22 protein-coding genes are annotated in these 21,558 nt (G+C 70.2%); all 22 read left to right on the forward strand.

Translation table 11 applies throughout. The annotated features are described in order from the left end of the window. Nucleotides 1-25: 25 nt before the first annotated feature. The 22 genes from ACFO0B_RS22620 to murA all read left to right on the forward strand — a co-directional run bounded on the left by ACFO0B_RS22620 (nucleotide 26) and on the right by murA (nucleotide 21,222). Nucleotides 26-1,375: a homoserine dehydrogenase gene (locus ACFO0B_RS22620; RefSeq protein WP_378614539.1), complete on the forward strand. Its 1,350-nt coding sequence runs from the start codon at nucleotides 26-28 to the stop codon at nucleotides 1,373-1,375. Continuing rightward, nucleotides 1,372-2,466 (forward strand): threonine synthase, encoded by a 1,095-nt coding sequence (thrC, locus tag ACFO0B_RS22625; RefSeq protein WP_378614540.1) that lies wholly within the window; start codon nucleotides 1,372-1,374, stop codon nucleotides 2,464-2,466. The genes ACFO0B_RS22620 and thrC overlap by 4 nt, the downstream gene beginning before the upstream one ends. Before the next feature lie 26 nt (nucleotides 2,467-2,492). Next, a complete protein-coding gene (thrB, locus tag ACFO0B_RS22630; RefSeq protein ID WP_378614584.1) occupies nucleotides 2,493-3,422 on the forward strand; it encodes a homoserine kinase in 930 nt (309 codons plus the stop codon). 456 nt (nucleotides 3,423-3,878) lie between these two features. Next, entirely contained in the window at nucleotides 3,879-6,023 is a 2,145-nt protein-coding gene (gene rho, locus ACFO0B_RS22635; protein ID WP_378614541.1) for a transcription termination factor Rho, read from the forward strand. Nucleotides 6,024-6,029: 6 nt separating this feature from the next. After that, a complete protein-coding gene (locus tag ACFO0B_RS22640) occupies nucleotides 6,030-6,329 on the forward strand; it encodes a hypothetical protein (protein WP_378614542.1) in 300 nt (99 codons plus the stop codon). A gap of 226 nt (nucleotides 6,330-6,555) precedes the next feature. Next, complete coding sequence (gene rpmE / locus ACFO0B_RS22645) at nucleotides 6,556-6,798, forward strand: 50S ribosomal protein L31 (RefSeq protein WP_233016276.1); 243 nt, start codon at nucleotides 6,556-6,558, stop codon at nucleotides 6,796-6,798. A gap of 81 nt (nucleotides 6,799-6,879) precedes the next feature. After that, nucleotides 6,880-7,950: a peptide chain release factor 1 gene (gene prfA / locus ACFO0B_RS22650; protein ID WP_378614543.1), complete on the forward strand. Its 1,071-nt coding sequence runs from the start codon at nucleotides 6,880-6,882 to the stop codon at nucleotides 7,948-7,950. Between the two features lie 72 nt (nucleotides 7,951-8,022). Next, entirely contained in the window at nucleotides 8,023-8,883 is an 861-nt protein-coding gene (gene prmC, locus ACFO0B_RS22655; RefSeq protein ID WP_378614544.1) for a peptide chain release factor N(5)-glutamine methyltransferase, read from the forward strand. 33 nt (nucleotides 8,884-8,916) lie between these two features. Further along, complete coding sequence (locus ACFO0B_RS22660) at nucleotides 8,917-9,582, forward strand: L-threonylcarbamoyladenylate synthase (protein WP_233016279.1); 666 nt, start codon at nucleotides 8,917-8,919, stop codon at nucleotides 9,580-9,582. A 20-nt stretch (nucleotides 9,583-9,602) separates the two neighbouring features. After that, entirely contained in the window at nucleotides 9,603-10,742 is a 1,140-nt protein-coding gene (locus ACFO0B_RS22665) for an MraY family glycosyltransferase (protein ID WP_378614545.1), read from the forward strand. Nucleotides 10,743-10,808: 66 nt separating this feature from the next. After that, the gene (locus ACFO0B_RS22670) at nucleotides 10,809-11,225 is read left to right on the forward strand and encodes a hypothetical protein (RefSeq protein WP_378614585.1); all 417 of its coding nucleotides are present in this window, start codon (nucleotides 10,809-10,811) and stop codon (nucleotides 11,223-11,225) included. Nucleotides 11,226-11,462: 237 nt separating this feature from the next. Beyond that, the gene (gene atpB / locus ACFO0B_RS22675) at nucleotides 11,463-12,311 is read left to right on the forward strand and encodes a F0F1 ATP synthase subunit A (RefSeq protein WP_378614546.1); all 849 of its coding nucleotides are present in this window, start codon (nucleotides 11,463-11,465) and stop codon (nucleotides 12,309-12,311) included. Nucleotides 12,312-12,387: 76 nt separating this feature from the next. Beyond that, the gene (locus tag ACFO0B_RS22680) at nucleotides 12,388-12,636 is read left to right on the forward strand and encodes an ATP synthase F0 subunit C (RefSeq protein WP_233016282.1); all 249 of its coding nucleotides are present in this window, start codon (nucleotides 12,388-12,390) and stop codon (nucleotides 12,634-12,636) included. Nucleotides 12,637-12,641: 5 nt separating this feature from the next. Then, nucleotides 12,642-13,202 carry a F0F1 ATP synthase subunit B gene (locus ACFO0B_RS22685; protein ID WP_378614547.1) on the forward strand — a complete coding sequence of 187 codons (561 nt, stop codon included), beginning with the start codon at nucleotides 12,642-12,644 and terminating at the stop codon, nucleotides 13,200-13,202. A 19-nt stretch (nucleotides 13,203-13,221) separates the two neighbouring features. Beyond that, nucleotides 13,222-14,031, forward strand: a complete 810-nt coding sequence (locus tag ACFO0B_RS22690; protein WP_378614548.1) for a F0F1 ATP synthase subunit delta — start codon at nucleotides 13,222-13,224, stop codon at nucleotides 14,029-14,031. A gap of 50 nt (nucleotides 14,032-14,081) precedes the next feature. After that, a complete protein-coding gene (atpA, locus tag ACFO0B_RS22695; protein WP_378614549.1) occupies nucleotides 14,082-15,719 on the forward strand; it encodes a F0F1 ATP synthase subunit alpha in 1,638 nt (545 codons plus the stop codon). Between the two features lie 41 nt (nucleotides 15,720-15,760). Continuing rightward, nucleotides 15,761-16,735, forward strand: a complete 975-nt coding sequence (locus ACFO0B_RS22700) for a F0F1 ATP synthase subunit gamma (RefSeq protein WP_378614550.1) — start codon at nucleotides 15,761-15,763, stop codon at nucleotides 16,733-16,735. A 30-nt stretch (nucleotides 16,736-16,765) separates the two neighbouring features. After that, a complete protein-coding gene (gene atpD, locus ACFO0B_RS22705; RefSeq protein WP_233016287.1) occupies nucleotides 16,766-18,214 on the forward strand; it encodes a F0F1 ATP synthase subunit beta in 1,449 nt (482 codons plus the stop codon). Nucleotides 18,215-18,220: 6 nt separating this feature from the next. After that, a complete protein-coding gene (locus tag ACFO0B_RS22710; protein WP_378614551.1) occupies nucleotides 18,221-18,598 on the forward strand; it encodes a F0F1 ATP synthase subunit epsilon in 378 nt (125 codons plus the stop codon). Between the two features lie 197 nt (nucleotides 18,599-18,795). Continuing rightward, the gene (locus ACFO0B_RS22715; protein WP_378614552.1) at nucleotides 18,796-19,218 is read left to right on the forward strand and encodes a DUF2550 domain-containing protein; all 423 of its coding nucleotides are present in this window, start codon (nucleotides 18,796-18,798) and stop codon (nucleotides 19,216-19,218) included. Nucleotide 19,219: 1 nt separating this feature from the next. Beyond that, nucleotides 19,220-19,843, forward strand: a complete 624-nt coding sequence (locus ACFO0B_RS22720; RefSeq protein WP_378614553.1) for a cob(I)yrinic acid a,c-diamide adenosyltransferase — start codon at nucleotides 19,220-19,222, stop codon at nucleotides 19,841-19,843. A gap of 113 nt (nucleotides 19,844-19,956) precedes the next feature. Further along, nucleotides 19,957-21,222, forward strand: a complete 1,266-nt coding sequence (murA, locus tag ACFO0B_RS22725; RefSeq protein ID WP_378614554.1) for a UDP-N-acetylglucosamine 1-carboxyvinyltransferase — start codon at nucleotides 19,957-19,959, stop codon at nucleotides 21,220-21,222. Nucleotides 21,223-21,558: the final 336 nt, after the last annotated feature.

The following is a 21,558-nucleotide window of genomic DNA, read 5'->3' on the forward strand; positions in this document are numbered from 1 at the left end:
GGCGCATCGATACGGAGGTGGAACCATGACCGGAGTACCGCAGGCCGGGTGGGGGCCCGATCGGCCGATCGGGGTGGCCGTGCTCGGCATGGGCAATGTCGGCACCGAGGTGGTGCGCATCCTGCGCGATCACGCCGACGACCTGCGCGCCAGGGTCGGCGCCCCGGTGGTGCTGCGCGGCGTCGCGGTGCGGAGCATCTCCGACCGCGGGATCCCCGCCGAGCTGCTCACCACCGACCCCGACGCGCTGGTCGCGCGGGACGACGTCGACGTGGTGGTCGAGGTGATCGGCGGCATCGACCCGCCGCGCCGGCTCATCCTGGCCGCGCTGAACGCGGGCAAGTCGGTGGTCACCGCGAACAAGGCGCTGCTCGCCGACTACACCGGCGAGCTCGCCGCGGCGGCCGAGCGCAGCCGCGCCGACCTGTACTTCGAGGCGGCGGTGGCGGGCGCCATCCCGGTGGTGCGCCCGCTCATCCAATCGCTCGCGGGCGACCGGGTGAACCGCGTGGTCGGCATCGTGAACGGCACCACCAACTTCATCCTCTCCGCCATGGACGAGACCGGCGCCGACTACTCGGCGACGCTCGCCGAGGCGACCAGGCTCGGCTACGCCGAGGCCGACCCCACCGCGGACGTCGAGGGGTACGACGCCGCCGCCAAGGCCGCCATCCTGGCCACGCTCGCCTTCCACACCCGGGTCACTGCCGCGGACGTGTACCGCGAGGGGATCGCCAAGATCACGGCCGAGGACCTGGAGACGGCGTCGGCGGTCAACTGCACCGTCAAACTGCTCGCCATCTGCGAGCGGGTGCCGGAGGCTCCCGGCGAGCCCGCGCCCGCGGACGGCGGCAAAGAGCGGGTCTCGGTGCGGGTCTACCCGGCGCTCATCCCGCGCAAGCACCCGCTGGCCACCGTGAGCGGCGCCTTCAACGCGGTGGTCGTCGAGGCCGAGGCCGCGGGGCGGCTGATGTTCTACGGCCAGGGCGCGGGCGGCGCGCCGACCGCGTCCGCCGTGCTCGGCGATCTCGTCATGGCGGCCAGGAACAAGTTCTACGGCGGTCGCGCGCCGGGCGAATCGGTTTATGCTGAGCTACCGATCGCGCCGATCGGCGACACGCCCACCCGATACCACGTGAACCTGCAGGTCGAAGACCGGCCGGGGGTTCTGCAGAAGGTCGCGGGCGAATTCGCCGCACACGGGGTGAGCATCTCGACGGTCCGTCAGGGCGGGCACGGCGAGCTTGCGCGCCTGGTGGTCGTCACCCACCACGCGCTGGAGTCGGCGCTGGCGGACACCGTCGCCGCACTGGCGGAGATGGATTCCGTCACATCGGTCACCAGCGTCCTGAGATTGGAAGGCACCGAGGAATGAGTACGACTGGCGTCGCACCGCAGGCAGGGGTGCACTCCCGCTGGCCCGGCCTGATCGCGGCCTACCGCGACCGGCTCGCCGGCGCGGCCGACTGGGAGCCGGTCACGCTGCTGGAGGGCGGCACCCCGCTGGTGCCCGCTCCGCACCTCTCCGAGCTAACCGGGTGCGAGGTGTACCTGAAGGTCGAGGGCGCCAACCCGACCGGCTCGTTCAAGGACCGCGGCATGACCATGGCCATGACCGATGCCAAGTACCGCGGGCAGCGGGCGGTGCTCTGCGCCTCCACCGGCAACACCTCCGCCTCGGCCGCGGCCTACGCGAGCAGGGCCGGGCTGCACTGCGCGGTGCTGATCCCGCAGGGGAAGATCGCCATGGGCAAGCTGGCCCAGGCCGTCATGCTCGGCGCGAAGATCATCCAGGTGCAGGGCAACTTCGACGACTGCCTGGAGCTGGCCCGCAAGGTGACCTCGGAGTTTCCCCAGGTCGGGCTGGTGAATTCGGTGAACCCGGCGCGGATCGAGGGGCAGAAGACCGCCGCCTTCGAGATCTGCGACGTGCTCGGCCGCGCCCCGGACGTGCACGCGCTCCCGGTCGGCAACGCGGGCAATATCACCGCCTACTGGCGCGGGTACCGGGAGTACTACGCCGACGGCGTCACCGCCGGGCTGCCGCGCATGCTCGGCGTGCAGGCCGCGGGCGCCGCGCCACTGGTCAACGGCGCGCCGGTGAAGGATCCGGAGACCATCGCCACCGCCATCCGGATCGGCGCCCCCGCCTCCTGGAACGGCGCGGTGGAGGCCAAGGAGCAGTCCGGCGGGGCCTTCCGGGCCGCCACCGACGACGAGATCCTGGCGGCGTACCGGCTGGTGGCGGCGCGCGAGGGCGTCTTCGTCGAGCCCGCGTCGGCGGCCAGCGTCGCCGGGCTGCTCGCGGCCCGCGCCGACGGCTGGCTGGAGCCGGGGCTCACCGTGGTCTGCACGGTCACCGGCAACGGCCTGAAGGACCCGGACACCGCGCTGGCGGGCATGCCGGAGGTGCAGGCGATCGCGGTCGACCCGATCCGGGTCGCGGCCGAACTCGAGCTGGCCTGACGGTGACCCCGCGCGACAGCCAGGTGCTGACGAGGACCCTGCCGGCCGAGCTGACGGCGACCGCCCGCGTCCCGGCCTCCACCGCCAACCTCGGCCCGGGCTTCGACTCGCTCGGCATGGCGCTCGGCATCTACGACGAGATCGAGGTGCGCACAACGGCTACCGGGCTGAGCGTCCGGGTCGAGGGCGAGGGCGCCGACGACGTGCCGTGGGGCCCTTCGCATCTCGTGGTCCGCGCGATCGAGCGCGGCCTGGAGGCGGCGGGGGTCTGGGCGGACGGCCTCGACGTGGTGTGCCGCAACGCCATTCCGCACTCCCGCGGGCTCGGCTCGTCGGCGTCCGCCGTGGTCGGCGGGCTGGCGGCTGGTTGCGCGCTGGCAGCTCGGTTCGACCCGGCGCTGGCCGTCGGCCCGGACCGGCTGGTGCAGCTGGCCTCGGAGTTCGAGGGCCACCCGGACAACGCAGCGGCCAGCGTGCTCGGCGGCATCGTGGTCTCCTGGACGGAATCGGCCCCTGCGGGCGAGGTGCGCTCGTACCGGGCCGTCCGTCTGGAGCCGCACGCGACGCTGCGCCCGGTGGTGCTGATCCCGCAGGAGCGCTCCTCCACCGCGCACACCCGCGGGCTGCTGCCGGAGACGGTGCCGCACGGCGACGCCGCCTTCAACGTGAGCCGGGCCGCGCTCGCCGTCGTCGCGCTCACCCAGCGCCCCGACCTGCTGCTGCCCGCCACCGCGGACCGGCTGCACCAGGGGCAGCGGGCGCCCGCGCTCCCGCTCACCACGGCCTGGATCGCGCGGTTGCGGGAGGCCGGGATCGCGGCCACCGTCTCCGGGGCGGGTCCGACCGTGCTCGCCCTCACGACCAGCGGTTTCCCCGACGAACTGCGCGAGCAGGCGGCCGCCGACGGGCTCCGGGTGCTGGAGCCGGGGGTCGCCGAGGGAGTGCTGGCCGGCTGACGGCGAGTCCGTCTTGCCGAGTTTCACACCGGCCAGCTATCCTGGGGATGTCCGTACATCGTGCGCATCAGACGCCGGTGCTTCATCAGGGCAATCGCTCCAGCGGGCTCCGGCCTCGAACCTCCACTCCATGGAGGTGCTGCGCAGCCGCTGCAACTGGAATGATCTCTCCCACCTTTCACCATCGGTGGCGCCCCTGGTGGTCGAGCCGCCGGTCCGGCGGGCAGGCGATACGGCACAATCCCGGCTCGGCACAGTGCCCGGGCTGCGGAACGAACCCTCGAATCAGCACACGGCACTCGAGGGAAGGAAAGGATTTCCGTGACAGATACGGACCTGCTCGCGACACCCGGGGTGGAATCCAACCCAAGCTCCCCGGGCGGCCGCGAAAGTGACTCCGGGCAGATTTCGACTCTGAGCGAGAATACCGACGTCGCACGATCGGGGCTGACTGGAATGTTGTTGCCGCAGTTGCGCGCGCTGGCCGGGGAGCTCGGTATCCGAGGCACCTCGGGCATGCGCAAGGGAGATCTGATCGCCGCCATCAAGGCGAATCAGGCCGGTGGATCCGCTCCGGCGCCGAAGGCCGAGAAGCCCGCCCGCGCCGAGAAGTCCGCCAAGTCCGAGAAGACGCAGGCAGCCGACCCCGCGGCCGAGGCTCCCGCCGAGCCGCGCCGGGGCCGGGGCAAGGCCGTGCAGGCGACGCTCGACGTCGCCCCGGCCGAGGTCGCGGCGCCAGAGGCGGCCGCGCCCGCGGTGCAGGCGCCCCAGGGTGCCGCGCCGCAGGCGGAGACGCCCGCGGATGCCGGTCGGACGGACGCGCCCAAGAACGACGCGCCGCAGGGCGATGCGCCGAAGGCCGATGCGGTCCGGAGCGATGCTCCGAAGAACGACACGCCGCGCAACGGCGACGCCTCCGACGGCAGGAACGCCGACGGTGCCGACTCCGGCGACGACTCCGGCCGGGACGGCTCGCAGCGCGGCCGCGGCAGGCAGCGGCGCGGCCGTGACCAGGCGCGCTCCGGTGGCGAGGCGCAGGGCGAGCCCCGCGGCAACAGCGCGGATTCCGACGGCGACCAGGGCGACCGCGGCCGCCGCGGCCAGAACGGCCGTGGCAGCGAGAACCGGGGCAGCGACAGCCGCGGCGGGGACAGCCGTAACGACAGCCGTGGCGGGGACAACCGGGGCGGGGAGAACCGCAACGATAGCCGTGGCGGCGACAACCGCGGCGGCGACGCCCGGAGCGACAGCCGTAACGACAGCCGTGGCGGCGACAACCGTGGCGGCGACGCCCGCGGCGATCGCGGCAACGACAACCGCGGTGGCGACGACGACGAGGGCCGCGGCGGCAGGCGGGGCAGGCGCTTCCGGGAGCGCAGGCGCGGCCGTGACCGCGACGGCGGCACCGGCGGCGGCCTCGGCGGCGAGACCCGCGAGCCGGAGCTGCGCGACGACGACGTACTGCAGCCGGTCGCGGGCATCCTGGACGTGCTGGACAACTACGCCTTCGTCCGCACCTCCGGGTACCTGGCCGGGCAGAGCGACGTCTACGTCTCGATGAACCTGGTGCGCAAGAACGGGCTGCGCCGCGGCGACGCCATCACCGGCGCGGTCCGCGCGCCGCGCGACGGCGAGCAGGCCAACCAGCGGCAGAAGTTCGACCCGCTGGTCCGGCTGGACACCGTCAACGGCGGCGACGTCGAGGCGGCCAAGCGGCGCCCCGAGTTCGGCAAGCTGACCCCGCTCTACCCGAATCAGCGGCTCCGGCTGGAGACCCAGCCGAACAAGCTGACCACCCGGGTGATCGACATGATCATGCCGATCGGCAAGGGCCAGCGCGCGCTGATCGTGTCGCCGCCGAAGGCGGGCAAGACCACGATCCTGCAGGACATCGCCAACGCGATCGCGACCAACAACCCCGAGTGCTACCTCATGGTGGTGCTGGTCGACGAGCGTCCGGAAGAGGTCACCGACATGCAGCGCTCGGTGAAGGGCGAGGTCATCGCCTCGACCTTCGACCGGCCGCCGAGCGATCACACCTCGGTCGCCGAACTCGCCATCGAGCGGGCCAAGCGCCTGGTGGAGATGGGCAAGGACGTGGTGGTGCTGCTCGACTCGATCACCCGCCTCGGCCGCGCCTACAACAACTCCTCGCCCGCCTCCGGCCGGATCCTCTCCGGCGGTGTCGACTCGACCGCGCTCTACCCGCCGAAGCGTTTCCTCGGCGCCGCGCGCAACATCGAGAACGGCGGCTCGCTCACGATCATCGCCACCGCCATGGTGGAGACCGGCTCGACCGGTGACACGGTGATCTTCGAGGAGTTCAAGGGCACCGGCAACGCCGAGCTCAAGCTGGACCGGAAGATCGCCGAGCGCCGGGTGTTCCCCGCGGTCGACGTCAACCCGTCCGGCACCCGCAAGGACGAGCTACTGCTGAGCCCCGACGAGGCGGCCGTGCTGCACAAGCTGCGCCGCGTGCTCTCCGGGCTGGACTCGCACCAGGCGATCGACCTGCTGATCGACCGCCTGAAGAAGTCGAGGAACAACCTGGAGTTCCTCATGCAGGTGAGCAAGACCGCGCCGGGCGCACTCGACGAGTGAGCTGACGTGTTCCCGGACGGGGGTTCCGCTGCGGCGGGGCCCCCGTTCGCGGTCTCCGGGCGGGGCGAAGAAGAGCGCCCCGATCCCGGCGGCGCCCGCCACCAGGAAGGCCGTGATCACGGCGGCGGGGCCGGGGTCCGGCTGGACCGCGGCGGCCTCGGCTACCCGCACCGCGGGGGCGGGCGCGGTCTCGTACCCCTCCGCGGGCAGTGCGAGCGCGCCCGCGGCCGCGAGGACGGCGAGCAGCGCGAGAACGAGGGCGGCGCCACGTACGGTCACGTTCCCTCCTTCGGATTCGGCGGCTGACATCGCCGTTCGAATCTAGGGGCCGCACCGCACCGAAGTCCCGAGTAGCGCACTACCCGACTGCCGGGAATGAACTGCCTGCCGGAGGCGTTTTGGGAGCGTAAGGGCTGCTCTGGCATACTGAGCGGCTGTTGCGCCTGCTCGCTCGAGCAGGGCTCCCGCCTAGTCGGTTCCGGTTCACGTCGACGCTCGTCGGCGACCCGGCGACCATTTCGAGAGGACACCCATGAAGGCAGGAATCCACCCCACCTACGTCGACACCACCGTCGTCTGCGGTTGCGGTAACACCTTCCAGACCAAGAGCACCAAGGAGTCGGGGCAGATCAACGTCGAGGTCTGCTCGCAGTGCCACCCCTTCTACACCGGCAAGCAGAAGATCCTGGACACCGGCGGCCGCGTGGCCCGCTTCGAGGCCCGCTACGGCAAGCGCGCGGGCAAGAAGGCGGATGCCGAAGCCGACGCCAACTAGCGATCACTCCGACGCCCGGCCCTGCGCGAGCAGGCCGGGCGTCGGTGTTTTGTGGGCACCCGATTCGATGAAGGAAGCACCGTGACGCAACCGTCCGCGATCGACGACATCCTGGCCGAGCACGCGGGGCTGGAGAGCCGGCTTTCCGATCCGGCGCTGCACAACGACCCGGGCGCCGCGCGCCGCGTGGGCAAGCGCTTCGCCGAGCTGGCGCCGGTCATGAGCACCTACCGCAAGCTGACGGCCGCCCGCGACGACCTGGGGGCCGCCGAGGAGCTGGCCGCCGACGACGCCTCCTTCGCCGCCGAGGTGCCCGAGCTGCGCGCGCAGGTGGAGGAGCTGGAGCGCACGCTCGCCGACCTGCTCGCCCCGCGCGACCCGCACGACGGCGACGACGTGGTCCTCGAGCTCAAGTCGGGGGAGGGCGGCGAGGAGTCCGCGCTCTTCGCCTCCGACCTGGCCCGGATGTACCTGCGCTACGCCGAGCGGCACGGCTGGCGGGTCGAGGTGCTCGACGCCACCCCGTCCGATCTGGGCGGCTACAAGGACGCCACGCTGTCGATCAAGAGCAGGGACCCGGCGCGCGACGGTGTGTGGTCGCGGCTCAAGTTCGAGGGCGGGGTGCACCGGGTGCAGCGGGTGCCGGTCACCGAATCGCAGGGCCGGATCCACACCTCGGCCGCCGGCGTGCTGATCTACCCGGAGCCGGACGAGGTCGAGCAGGTGCAGATCGACGAGACCGACCTGCGGGTCGACGTCTACCGCTCCTCCGGCAAGGGCGGCCAGGGGGTCAACACCACCGACTCCGCGGTCCGCCTCACCCACCTGCCCACCGGCATCGTGGTGACCTGCCAGAACGAGCGTTCGCAGCTGCAGAACAAGGCGCGCGCCATGCAGGTGCTCGCGGCCAGGCTGCAGGCGCTGGCCGAGGAGCAGGCGGAGCAGGAGTCGGCCGCAGGGCGGGCGGCGCAGATCCGCACGGTGGACCGCTCCGAGCGGATCCGCACCTACAACTTCCCGGAGAACCGGATCACCGATCACCGCATCGGCTTCAAGGCGCACAACCTGGACGCCGTCCTCGACGGTGAGCTCGACGCCGTTCTGGATGCCCTCGGCAAGGCGGATCGCGAAGCGCGGATGGCGGCGGAGTAACCGCGGCGCCGCATGCCGGACGCCACGGCCCCGGTCGAAGGGCGGTGGGTCCGGGTGCGGCAGAGTGGCGGCGTGAGCCGCGTTCCCCTCCGTACCGAGACCAAGGCCGCCACCGAGCGGCTCGCCGATGCCGGGGTGCCGAGTCCGCGTTTCGACGCGGAGTCGCTGGCCGCGCACGTGCTCGGAATCGAGCGCTCGCGGCTCGCACTGGCGCCCCTGCTCGAACCCGAGCAGGTCGAGCGCTACCGCGAGCTGGTCGAGCGGCGCGCGCGCCGCATTCCGCTGCAGCACCTCACCGGCACGGCCCCCATGGGCCGCATCGACCTCGCCGTCGGCCCCGGCGTCTTCGTCCCCCGCCCGGAGACCGAACTGCTCTTCGCCTGGGCCCTGGCCCAGCTGGAATCCGTGCACGCCCCGACGATCGTCGACCTCTGCACCGGCTCCGGCGCCCTTGCCCTTGCCCTGGCCAACGCCCGCCCGGACGCCGCCGTGCACGCGGTCGAACTGGACCCCGCCGCGCTCACCTGGGCCCGGCGCAACGCCGATGCCACGGCCGCCGCGGGCGACACCCCGATCACGCTGTACGCGGGCGACGTCACCGCCGCCGACACCCTCACCGAGCTGAACGACCGGGTCGACCTGCTGGTCGCCAACCCGCCCTACGTGCCCGACGACGCCGAACTCGATCCCGAAGTGGCCGAACACGATCCGCCGCTCGCCCTGTTCGGCGGCGCGGACGGCCTCCGCGTCATCCGCGCCATGCTGCCCACGATCACCCGCCTGCTCCGCCCGGGCGCCGCGGCGGGCGTCGAGCACGACGATTCGCACGGCGCGCAGGTCGCGGCGCTGTTCACCGCCGCCGGTTACACCGCGACCACCGAGCACCGCGACCTCGCGGACCGCCCCCGCTTCGTCACCGCGACCCGTGGCTGAGCCGGGCGGAAGGCGCGTGACAGGATGGGGTCCGTGAGTACCGTCTACGACTGCGCGGATCCCGATTCGCGCGCGGCCGGGCTGACCGCGGCGACCAGCGCGCTGAAATCCGGGCGCCTGGTCGTGCTGCCGACCGACACCCTCTACGGCCTCGCCGCCGACGCCTTCGACTCCTCGGCCGTCGCCGCCCTGCTCGCCGCCAAGCGGCGCGGGCGCGACATGCCGGTGCCGGTGCTCGTCGGCTCCTGGAACACCATCGACGGCCTGGTCTTCTCGGTCCGCCCGCAGGCGCGCGAGCTGATCCAGGCCTTCTGGCCGGGCGGGCTCAGCCTGGTGGTGCAGCAGGCGCCGTCGCTGGCCTGGGATCTCGGCGACACCCGAGGCACCGTCATGCTGCGGATGCCGCTGCACCCGGTGGCGCTGGAGCTGCTGCGCGAGATCGGGCCGCTCGCGGTCTCCAGCGCCAACGTCTCGGGGCAGCCGCCGGCCACCACCGCCGCGCAGGCCCGCGAGCAGCTCGGCGAGCTGATCGGGGTGTACCTGGACGGCGGCCCCGCCGACCACGCGGTGGCCTCCACCATCGTCGACCTGACCGCCGACCAGCCGCGCGTGCTGCGCGAGGGCGCCGTCTCCGTGGCCGATATCGCCGAGGTGCTCGGCATGTCGCCGGAGGCGCTCGGCAGCCCCGTCTCCCGGTAGCCGGGGGTTCGAACTCACCGATGATCGGTTCGGGCGCTGTTGTCCCCCTGCGCGAGCTCGTGCTCGTGCTGCTCGTCTCCGCCACCGTCACCTTCCTCGCCACCGGCGGCATCCGGGTGCTGGCGATCGCCTTCGGCGCGGTCGCCGTTCCGCGCGACCGCGACGTGCACATCAAGCCGATCCCGCGGATGGGCGGCGTCGGCATGTACATCGGCGTCGTGGCCGCGGTGCTCTTCGCACACCAGTTGCCCGCGCTCCGACGCGGTTTCGACTACGCGCCGGACATTCCCGCGGTGCTGGTCGCGGCGACCATCATCGTCGTCGTCGGTATCGTCGACGACCGCTGGGGGCTGGACGCGCTGACCAAGTTCGCCGGCCAGGTCACCGCGGCCGGGGTGATGGCCGTGATGGGGCTGAGCTGGTATGTGGTCTACAACCCGTTCGGCAACACCACCGTCGTGCTGGACGCGCTGCAGGGCGGGCTGGTGACCGTCGCGGTCAGCGTCACCCTGATCAATGCGATGAACTTCGTCGACGGGCTGGACGGTCTCGCCGCCGGGCTCGGGCTGATCTGCGCCGTCGCCGTCTTCGTGTTCTCCGTCGGGCTGCTCTACGAGCAGGGCGGCGACGTGAACACCTACCCGCCCGCGCTGCTCGCGGCCGCGCTGGCCGGCGGCTGCCTCGGCTTCCTTCCGCACAATTTCCAGCCGGCCAAGATCTTCATGGGCGACTCGGGCTCCATGCTGATCGGGCTGATGCTGGCCGCCGTCTCCACCGGCGCCTCCGGCCGGATCCCGCTCACCGGGTACGGCCCGCGCGACTTCGTCGGCCTGCTCTCGCCGCTGCTGCTGGTCGGTGCGGTCATGTTCATTCCGGTGCTCGACCTGCTGCTCGCCATCCTGCGCCGGGTGCGCGCCGGGGTCAGCTTCTCCACCCCGGACAAGATGCACCTGCACCACCGGTTGCTCGAGATCGGGCACTCGCACCGGCGGGTGGTGCTGCTCATCTATTTGTGGGTCGGCGTGCTCGCCTTCGGCGCCGTCGGCACGTCCCTGATGGACCGCCGCCTCGTCGTGCTGCTGATGGCGGGCGGGCTGGTGTTCGCGCTGGTGGTGACGGCCGTGCCCGGCATAAGGCAGCGCCAGCGGGCCGAGCACTGACCCGCCTTCGGTAGAGTCGCCCCCGTGACTTCCGCGCCCCGCACCGAACCAGGTCCCGACGCGCCGATGCGCGCCGCGCTGCGGTACGGGGTGATCGGCCTCGGTGCGCTGCTGGTGCTGTCGGTGGCGCTGGCCACCGCGCTCGCGGGCACCGCCGGGCTCTGGGGCGCGCTGCTCGGCTCGTCCATCGGCGGCGGGTTCATCCTGGCCACCGCGGTCATGGTGCTGTTCACCGGCAAGCTGGAGCCGAGCACCGCCCAGCTGGTGATCCTGGCGAGCTGGGCCGGGAAGCTGCTGCTCGCCCTCGTCGTGGTCGGGGTGCTGCGCCGCTTCGATTTCTTCGATCCCGTCGCGCTGTTCTTGACCGTCGTCGCCGCCTTGCTCATCGTGCTCGGCGCGGAGACCTACGGCGTCGTCAGCACGAAGGTCCCCTCCGTCGATCCGCCCGCCGGAAATGCGGGCGAAACCGCTGGTCAGAGCTGAATACGCCCCACCTACACACTGTCGTAGACAACTTGGTAAAGTAAAGGTAAGCAAGCGACCGTGCGGGTGGTACCGGAAGGTCCCCAACCGGCCGCTATGCTTACTGCCGTACCGGGCCGGGAGGCTCCGGTTCTGCATGTCGACGAATGTCGCCGACACACGTACAGACGCCAACGCGGAATCCCGCTCAGCTGCTGACGACCTCGCGCCGACCTGAGTCGACCACCATGATCGTCAATGTCCGATCGAACCGCGGATACGAGAGAACCCGCGGCCCGAACACGGGAGAGAACGCTGAGCGTCACCACTTTGGCCGCGGAATTCCACGCGCCATCGCTAACCGACTTCTTCCCTCCGGCGCTGCTGTTCGAGGGAACCCCGTTCGAACTCGATCGACTGATGCTGGTCCGGCTGCTGATGACGGCGGTGCTGGTCGCGTTCCTGCTGTTGGCTTTCCGCAATCCGCGGCTGGTGCCGCGCGGCCTGCAGAACATCGGTGAGACCGCGGTGGTCTTCGTCAAGGAGCAGATCGCCGAAGAAGTGCTCGGCAAGGAGAGCGGCCGCAAATTCCTGCCGCTGATCGCGACCATCTTCTTCACGGTTCTCTTCCTGAACTTCTCCGGCATCATCCCGGGCCTGAACATCTCGTCGAACGCGCGAATCGGCATGCCGATCGTGCTGGCAGCCATCGCGTACATCACGTTCAACTACGTGGGCATCAAAAAGTACGGCTTCCTGAAGTACATGCGCAGCAGCATCGTGGTGCCGAACGTCCCGCCCGCGCTGCACCTGCTGCTGATTCCGATCGAATTCGTCTCGACGTTCATCCTGCGGCCGTTCACGCTGACCGTCCGACTCATGGCCAACATGCTGGCCGGGCACATCATGCTGGTGCTGTTCTTCAGCGCCACCTGGTACTTCCTGTTCGACGCCACGTCCTGGATGAAGGTGTTCTCGCCCTTCTCGCTGCTCGCGGGAATCGGGTTCACCCTGTTCGAGTTGCTGGTCGTCTTCCTGCAGGCCTACGTGTTCGCACTGCTGACCGCGGTGTACATCAGCCTCGCGCAGCACGCCGATTCTCACTGACCGCATTACCGCATACCGCATACCTGCTGCACCCAGCCGACCGGCGGGTGAGCAACAGAAAGGGAATGGAAGACTCATGAGCCTCTCGTACCTGGCCCAGGAAGCTGCCAACACCGAATCGACTTTCCGTGGCCTCGGCGCCGTCGGTTACGGTCTGGCCGCCATCGGCCCGGGCATCGGCGTCGGCATCGTCGTCGGTAAGGCGATCGAGGGCATCGCTCGCCAGCCCGAGCTGCAGGGCACCATCCGGACCAACATGTTCCTCGGCATCGCGTTCACCGAGGCGCTGGCCCTGATCGGCCTCGTGGCCGGCTTCATCTTCTGATTCCGATGAACGCCTACGCCGTATTCGCAGCGACCGAGGGCGAGGATGTGAATCCTCTCCTCCCCGCGACCTACGACATCGTCTGGTCGATCGTCTGCGTGGCCATCATCGGGTTCGTCTTCTACAAGTACGTCATCCCGCGGCTGACCAAGGTGCTCGACGAGCGCACGGACAAGATCGAGGGTGGCATCGCGCGTGCCGAGGCCGCGCAGGAAGAGGCCAAGCAGACGCTGCAGCAGTACCAGCAGCAGCTGACCGACGCCCGCACCGACGCCGCCCGCATCCGCGAGGAGGCGCGCACCCAGGGTCAGCAGATCCTCGCGCAGCTGCGCGCGGAGGCCCAGGCCGAGAGCGACCGCATCGTCGCCTCCGGCCACGCCCAGCTGGAAGCCCAGCGCCAGCAGATCCTGACCGAGCTGCGCTCCGAGGTCGGCCGCACCGCCGTCGACCTGGCCGAGAAGATCATCGGTCAGTCGGTGTCCGACGAGGCCAAGCAGGCCGCGTCGATCGACCGGTTCCTGAACGAGCTCGACCAGTCGGATGCCGGCATCGGGGTCGGAAGGTAGCGACGCGAAAGTGAGAAGCATGTACGCAGCGAGCCGAGAGGCCAGCTCCCGATCGAGGGAGGCGCTTCGGGCCGCGCTGACCGGAAGTGACAGCGCAGCCGCCACCACGGGGTCGGAACTGTTCGCCGTTGTCTCCGTGCTGGACGACCAGCGTTCGCTGCGTGTGGCGCTCGCGGACGTGTCGGTGCCCGGCTCGGCGCGAGCCGAGCTCAGCGAGCGGATCTTCGGCGGCAAGGTCAGCCCCGCCACGGTGGCGGTGCTGACCACCGCGGTGGCCCAGCACTGGTCGCGCACCGCCGACCTGGTCGACACCCTGGTCCTGCTCGGCCAGGAGGCGTTGCTCGCCTCCGCGTCGGACAGCGCCCGGCTGGACGCGGTCGAGGACGAGCTGTTCCGGCTCGGCCGGATCATCGCCGACAACCCGGAGCTGGAGCAGGCGCTCTCGGACCGGAGCAAGCCCGCGCAGGCCAAGCGCGACCTGCTCGACCGGCTGCTCACCGGCAAGACCGAGAGCATCACCCTGACCCTCGCGGAGCAGGTTGTCTCCCGGCAGCGCGGATCGCTCGGCGCGGCCTTCGACGACCTGTCGTCGCTGGCGGCGGCGCGGCGCGAGCAGATCGTCGCCCATGTGCGTGCGGCGGTCGAGCTGACCGAGCAGCAGCGCGACCGGCTGGCCGGTTCACTGCAGCGCATCTACGGCAAGCCGGTCACCGTGCACGTGCAGGTCGACGCGAGCTTGCTCAGCGGCCTGGTCGTGCACATCGGCGACGACGTGATCGACGGCAGTGCCACCGGCCGACTGGAGCGGCTGCGCCGGGCGCTGGCCTAGGCGCGCCCACCCCCCGACATTCGAGACCAGACAGCGAGAGCAGGAAGAACATGGCGGAGCTGACGATCTCCACCGACGAGATCCGTAACGCGATCGAGAGCTACACCCAGAGTTACACCCCCGAGACCTCCATCGAAGAAGTGGGTGTCGTCACCGACACCAGCGACGGCATCGCGCATGTCAGCGGCCTGCCCTCGGCGATGTCGAACGAGCTGCTCGAGTTCCCCGGCGGCGTGCTCGGCGTGGCGCTGAACCTGGAGGACCGCGAGATCGGTGCGGTCATCCTCGGTGAGTACGCGAACATCGAGGAGGGCCAGGAGGTCCGGCGCACCGGCAACGTGCTCTCGGTCCCGGTCGGCGACAAGTTCCTCGGCCGCGTGGTGAACCCGCTCGGTCAGCCCATCGACGGCCTCGGCGACATCGAGGCCGACGAGCAGCGCGTGCTGGAGCTGCAGGCCGCGTCCGTGCTGGAGCGCCAGCCGGTCGAGGAGCCGCTGGCCACCGGCCTCACCGCCATCGACGCCCTGACCGCGATCGGCCGCGGTCAGCGCCAGCTGATCATCGGCGACCGCAAGACCGGCAAGACCGCGGTCGCGATCGACGCGATCCTGAACCAGAAGGCGAACTGGGAGACCGGCGACCCGGCCAAGCAGGTCCGCTGCATCTACGTCGCGATCGGCCAGAAGGGCTCCACCATCGCCGGTGTGAAGACCGCTCTGGAAGAGCACGGCGCGCTGGAGTACACCACCATCGTGGCGGCCCCCGCCTCGGACTCGGCCGGCTTCAAGTGGCTGGCCCCGTACACCGGCTCGGCCATCGGCCAGCACTGGATGTACCAGGGCAAGCACGTCCTGATCGTCTTCGACGACCTGACCAAGCAGGCCGAGGCCTACCGCGCCATCTCGCTGCTGCTGCGCCGCCCGCCGGGCCGCGAGGCGTACCCGGGTGACGTCTTCTACCTGCACTCCCGGCTGCTGGAGCGCTGCGCCAAGCTCTCCGACGAGCTGGGCGCGGGCTCGATGACCGGGCTGCCGATCATCGAGACCAAGGCCAACGACATCTCGGCCTTCATCCCGACCAACGTCATCTCGATCACCGACGGCCAGGTCTTCCTGGAGTCCGACCTGTTCAACAAGGGCGTCCGCCCCGCGATCAACGTCGGCACCTCGGTCTCCCGCGTCGGTGGCGCGGCCCAGACCAAGGGCATGAAGAAGGTCGCGGGCTCGCTGCGCCTGGAGCTGGCCCAGTACCGCGAGCTGGAGGCGTTCTCCGCCTTCGCCTCCGACCTGGACGCCGCCTCGCTGGCCCAGCTGGAGCGCGGCGCGCGCTGGACCGAGCTGCTCAAGCAGGACCAGTACTCCCCGGTCGCGGTCGAGGACCAGATCGTCTCGATCTACCTGGTCGACGCCGGCTACTACGACACGGTGCCGGTGGGCGACGTCCGCCGCTTCACCCGGGATCTGCTGGCCGACCTGCACAGCAGCGCGCCCGAGGCGTTCGAGTCGATCGCGGGCGGCAAGGTGCTGCAGGGCGACGCCGCCGAGGCCATCAAGACCGCGACGGACAACTTCAAGCAGGGCTTCCTCGCCTCCGACGGCAGCCGCGTGGTGAACGAGGCCGACGCGGGCGAGCTGGGCCACGAAGAGGTCGAGTCGCTGTCGGTCACCCGCAAGACGCTCGACAAGTGACCGGCAGCCCGACCACGGGAACGAAGGGAGTGTGATCAGCGATGCCCAGCTTGCGTGAACTGCGCTCCCGCATCCGTGGCGTGAACTCGATCAAGAAGATCACCAAGGCCCAGGAGCTGATCGCGACCTCGCGCATCTCCAAGGCCCAGGCTCGCGTCGCGGCCGCCAAGCCGTACGCCGAGGAGATCACCAAGGTGCTCGGCGAGCTGGCGAGCGCGTCGAAGAACCTGACGCACCCGCTGCTCAGCGAGCGGGAGAACCCGCGCCGCGCCGCCATCCTGGTCGTCACCAGCGACAGCGGCATGGCGGGTGGCTACAACTCGAACGTGCTCAAGCGCGCCGAGGAGCTGATCACCACGCTGCGCGGTGAGGGCAAGGAGCCGGTGCTGTACGTCATGGGCAACAAGGGCCTGACGTACTACACCTTCCGTAACCGCGAGGTGGTCGCGTACTGGACCGGGTTCTCGCAGCAGCCGAAGTACACCGATGCCTCGCCCGCGTGCAGGCACCTGGTGGAGGCCTTCATGGCCGGTTCGGCGGGCACCGTCGCGGCGCCGGACGGCACCGGTGACATCGAGGGCGTCGACGAGCTGCACATCGTCTACACCCGGTTCGTCTCCATGCTGACGCAGGCCCCCGAGGTCCGCAGGCTGGCGCCGATCCAGGTGAGCTTCGTCGACGAGCGCATCGAAATGGGCGAGGACAGCCTCAGCGACTCGCCGAACGCCGATCAGGTGACGGCGCAGTACGAGTTCGAGCCCGACGCCGACGTACTGCTGGCGGCGCTGCTGCCCAAGTACGTCAACACGCGTATCTACGCGTCGTTGCTCGACGCGGCGGCATCCGAGTCCGCGGCTCGGCGCACCGCGATGAAGGCCGCCACCGACAATGCCAACGAACTGGCGAGCGTGCTGTCCCGGCAGGCCAACTCGGTGCGTCAGGCCCAGATCACGCAGGAAATCAGCGAGATCGTCGGCGGCGTCAACGCCCTGGCGGCCAGCTCGGACCGCGACTGAGCACATCGACATCAGGAAGAGAACCAACCAATGACCGCAGCTGTCACCCAAGACAACACGAGCCGGACCGGTGGCGCCGCAGGCCGCGTCGTCCGGGTCATCGGCCCCGTCGTGGACGTGGAGTTCCCGCGCGGCGCGATCCCCGAGCTCTTCAATGCCCTGAACGCCGAGATCACCCTCACCGCGGTGGCCAAGACGCTCACCCTCGAGGTCGCCCAGCACCTCGGCGACAACATCGTGCGCACCATCTCGATGGAGCCGACCGACGGCCTGGTCCGCGGCACCACCGTGACCGACTCCGGCAAGCCGATCTCGGTGCCGGTCGGTGACATCGTCAAGGGCCACGTCTTCAACGCCCTCGGCGAGTGCCTGGACAGCCCCGGCCTCGGCCGCGACGGCGAGCAGTGGGGCATCCACCGCAAGCCGCCGAGCTTCGACCAGCTCGAGGGCAAGACCGAGATCCTGGAAACCGGCATCAAGGTCATCGACCTGCTGACCCCGTACGTGAAGGGCGGCAAGATCGGCCTCTTCGGCGGCGCGGGCGTCGGCAAGACCGTGCTGATCCAGGAGATGATCACCCGTATCGCGCGGGAGTTCTCCGGCACCTCGGTGTTCGCCGGCGTCGGCGAGCGCACCCGCGAGGGCACCGACCTCCGCCTGGAGATGGAGGAGATGGGCGTCCTCCAGGACACCGCGCTCGTCTTCGGCCAGATGGACGAGCCGCCGGGCACCCGCATGCGCGTCGCGCTCTCGGCGCTGACCATGGCGGAGTACTTCCGCGATGTGCAGCACCAGGACGTGCTGCTCTTCGTCGACAACATCTTCCGCTTCACCCAGGCCGGCTCCGAGGTCTCCACGCTGCTCGGCCGGATGCCGTCGGCCGTCGGCTACCAGCCGACCCTGGCGGACGAGATGGGCGAGCTGCAGGAGCGGATCACCTCGACCCGCGGCCGCTCGATCACCTCGCTGCAGGCGATCTACGTGCCCGCGGACGACTACACCGACCCGGCCCCGGCCACCACCTTCGCCCACCTGGACGCGACGACCGAGCTCTCCCGCCCGATCTCGCAGAAGGGCATCTACCCCGCCGTCGACCCGCTGACCTCCACGTCGCGGATCCTGGAGGCGTCGATCCTCGGTGAGCGGCACTTCGCGGTGGCCAACGAGGTGAAGCGGATCCTGCAGAAGTACAAGGAGCTGCAGGACATCATCGCCATCCTCGGCATGGACGAGCTCTCCGAGGAGGACAAGGTCCTCGTCGGCCGGGCCCGCCGGCTGGAGAAGTTCCTCGGCCAGAACTTCATCGTGGCCGAGAAGTTCACCGGTCAGCCGGGTTCGGTGGTTCCGCTGGAGCAGACCATCGAGGACTTCGAGCGGGTCACCAAGGGTGAGTTCGACCACCTGCCGGAGCAGGCGTTCAACTCCTGCGGCGGGCTCGACGACGTCGAGGCGGCCGCCAAGCGGATCGCCGGGAAGTAGTCCACGATGGCTGAAATGTCGGTGGACCTGGTCGCCGTCGAGCGGCGGCTCTGGTCAGGCACGGCGTCCTTCGTCAGTGCGCAGACCACCGAGGGCCAGATCGGCATCATGCCGGGCCACGAGCCGCTGCTCGGCCAGCTGGTCGAGGGCGGCACCGTGAGCATCGTGCCCGTCGACGGCGAGCGCATCGTCGCGGCGGTGCACGGCGGCTTCTTCTCGGTGACCGCCAACACGGTCCGCGTGCTCGCCGAATCGGCGGAGCTGGCGGGCGAGGTCGACGTGGAGGCCGCCCGCGGCGTGCTCTCCGATTCGTCGGCCTCCGAGGACGAGGTGCGGATCGCACAGGGCCGGGTGCGCGCCTACGAGCGCAACGCCGATTCCTGACTCCGCGCAGCGAACCCCCCACTGTCGGCGGCGAGAAATTCTCGCCGCCGACAGTGGCGTTTCCGCGGTTGTTCAGGGGATGTTCCGCTTCGGCCGGGTGACCCGGGATTCCGGCACTTCCGGCTCGTGATTGAATGGCGGCGAGGGACCCGCGAATCGGCGGTGCGAGCGAGAGGACCACAGCATTGGGAACCGGGATGATTCTGTTGATCATTCTGGTGTTGCTGCTCGTCTGTCTCGCCCTCGCCTCCAGCTATCGCCTGATCATGTTGCGGCGCGGCGGAACCGCCGCGATCCTGCGGGTGCTGCCCGCCCGCGGCGGGTCGGGCTGGCGGCACGGCCTGATCCGCTACGACGAGGATCGCCTCGTCTTCTACAAACTCACCAGTCTGAAACTCGGGCCGGATTCGGTGATCACCCGGCTCGGTATCGAGATCGGTGACCGCCGCGGCCCGCGCGGCGACGAGTTCGACATCATGACCGACGACATCGTGGTGATCGCGGTGGCGGACAAGGAGGGCGAGTTCGAGCTGGCGCTCGACCGCAACTCGCTCACCGCCTTCCTCTCCTGGGTGGAATCGCGCCCGTCGGACCGCTCCCGCCGCATGCAAGGCAGATGACATGAACGTGCACCTCACCCGGATCTACACCCGCACCGGCGACGACGGCAGCACCGGGCTGAGCGATTTCTCCCGGGTCTCCAAGAACGACCCGCGGCTCGCCGCCTACGCCGACTGCGACGAGACCAATGCCGCGCTCGGGGTCGCGCTCGCGCTCGGGGCGCCGCCGCCCGCGATCGCCGAGGTGCTGCGCGGCATCCAGAACGACCTCTTCGACGCGGGCGCCGATCTGTCCACCCCGGTGGTCGCCGAGCCGAAGTACCCGCCACTGCGGATCACCGAGCCCTACATCGAGCGGCTCGAAGCCTGGTGCGACGAGTTCAATGCCGAACTCGCGCCGCTGAATTCGTTCATCCTGCCCGGCGGCACCCCGCTGGCCGCGCTGCTGCACACCGCGCGCACGGTGGCCAGGCGGGCCGAGCGCTCGGCCTGGGCGGCGATCGAGGCACACCCCGACGACACCTCGGTGCTGCCCGCCAAGTACCTGAACCGGCTGTCGGACCTGCTCTTCATCCTGTCCAGGGTCGCCAACCCGGGCGGCGATGTGCTCTGGCAGCCGGGCGGCGGCCGGGACGCCGACCGAACGGCGGCGACCGACGCCGCGGCGGACGGTCTTGGCGCCTGAGCCGACGAACCGGGTGAGACCGGATATCGGCAACCTGCGCGGGCAGCCCACCGAGGGCCCGCGTCGCAACTATCCTTGCATCCAACGGTGCGCCGACAATGCGGAGAGGCGGCATGGAACGGTTTCTGGTCACGGGCGGTAATCGCCTGGTCGGCGAGGTCGAGGTGGGGGGCGCGAAGAACAGCGTCCTCAAGCTGATGGCAGCCGCCCTGCTCGCCGAGGGCACCACCACCATCACCAACATCCCCGACATCCTCGACGTCCCGCTGATGGCCGAGGTACTCCGCGGCCTCGGCTGCGAGGTGACGATCGACGGCTCCTCGGTCAGCATCGACACCCCTGCCGAGCCCAAGTACCACGCCGACTTCCCCGCGGTCACCCAGTTCCGCGCCTCGGTGTGCGTGCTCGGCCCGCTCATGGCGCGGTGCAAGCGGGCGGTGGTCGCGCTGCCCGGCGGCGACGCCATCGGCTCCCGGCCGCTGGACATGCACCAGGCCGGGCTCCGGCTGCTCGGCGCAACCAGCGAGATCGAGCACGGCTGCGTGGTCGCCAGGGCCGACGAGCTGCAGGGCGCCCGGATCCGGCTCGACTTCCCCTCGGTCGGCGCCACCGAGAACATCCTGATGGCGGCGGTGCTCGCCGAGGGCGAGACGGTGCTCGACAACGCCGCCCGCGAGCCGGACATCGTCGATCTCTGCACCATGCTCAGCCGGATGGGCGCCCGGATCAGCGGGGCGGGCACCTCGGTGCTCACCATCCAGGGCGTGAAGCGGCTCGCGCCGACCACGCACCGGGTGATCGGCGACCGGATCGTCGCGGCCACCTGGGGCATCGCCGCCGCCATGACGCAGGGCGACGTCCGGGTCACCGGGGTCAACCCCAAGCACCTCTCCCTGGTGCTGGACAAGCTGCGTTCGGCCGGCTCGCGAATCTCCTTCGAGCCCAACGGCTTCCGCGTGGTCCAGCCGGAGCGGCCGCGCGCGGTGAACTTCTCCACGCTGCCGTTCCCCGGTTTCCCGACCGATCTGCAGCCCATGGCCATCGGCCTGGCCGCGGTGGCGGACGGCACCTCGATGATCACCGAGAACATCTTCGAGGCCAGGTTCCGCTTCGTGGAGGAGATGATCCGCCTCGGCGCCGATGCCAGGACCGATGGGCACCACGCCGTCGTGCGCGGAATCCCGCGGCTCTCCAGCGCCCCGGTCTGGTCCTCGGACATCAGGGCCGGCGCCGGTCTGGTGCTGGCCGGTCTGGTGGCCGACGGCACCACCGAGGTGCACGACGTCTTCCACATCGACCGCGGCTACCCGCGGTTCGTCGAGCAGTTGCAGGAGCTCGGCGGCGCGGTCCAGCGCGTAGTGGTCGAAAAACGTTCCTGACCAGCCGATTTGACATCGTGCAGCGAGCGACGTAACTTTTAACCCGTCAGAGCGACACGGACACCGACCCGGAGCCCCTAGGGCCTGGGAAACGAGGTAGGACGAGCTCCGCCTGGCGATTTGGAATCCAGGAAGCCGATGAGCTATGCTGGATGAACAGCCGCACTGAAACTCCGGAGAGAAAATCCGGTTCGGATGTGTGTGCGTGTGTTCTTTGAGAACTCAATAGTGTGTCGATGAATGTCAGTGCCAAATTTTTTGGTTCTCGATTTCTTGCACCCCCGTGTGAGGGTCGGGACATTTAGTCAGCAATTTTTTGCTGGCGTTTTGTTTTGC

Origin of the sequence: Nocardia jiangsuensis (assembly GCF_042650385.1) — a bacterium.
Taxonomy (GTDB): domain Bacteria; phylum Actinomycetota; class Actinomycetes; order Mycobacteriales; family Mycobacteriaceae; genus Nocardia; species Nocardia jiangsuensis.